Source organism: Rhizobium ecuadorense, from assembly GCF_001187535.1.
In the GTDB taxonomy this organism is placed as follows: Bacteria; Pseudomonadota; Alphaproteobacteria; order Rhizobiales; family Rhizobiaceae; genus Rhizobium; species Rhizobium ecuadorense.
In genome coordinates this window covers 1-452 of the sequence record NZ_LFIO01000321.1, presented here as the reverse complement: position 1 = coordinate 452, position 452 = coordinate 1, and the positions used below count along the sequence as shown (strand labels likewise).

Below are 452 nucleotides of genomic sequence, written 5' to 3'. Positions count from 1 at the left end.
CCTTTACGGTCTCCGCCTGATCTTCGATCCATCACTACCGGACAGCGCGAGGGAGCTTCAGCTTGGTGACTTCTGGGATGGCATAGATGAGTTCGATCAAGACACCCGAATCAAGATTTCCGTCGAGATCATGGATTTCGAAGATGATCCGGATGTCCTCGCCGTTCTCACGGATTTTCGGATTCCGGGCGACCCGCAGACGGTTTCACTGACGTTTGAATTCAGGGCGAAGTCCTCCTTGCTGAGGGCTCCGGCGAGCGAGAAGGACTTCGAGTTCGTTTGTTACGGCGGCAGGGATCCGACAAGGAAGTTCGGCTACGATGTGCGGAGCCGGATCACGATGGATGTGCTGCCAGCTCTTCGCGATGCCGAGGGCGACCTCGCAGTTTGGCGCCGCTCGCCACTTCGACCCTTGATAGAGTCCGCGTTCGCCACCATCGACCGCGATGACC

At 58.0% G+C, this 452-nt stretch carries 1 pseudogene; it reads left to right on the top strand.

The features are described from left to right. Positions 1 to 452: pseudogene (locus tag AF337_RS43160) on the top strand (ATP-dependent nuclease); the annotation flags it as partial.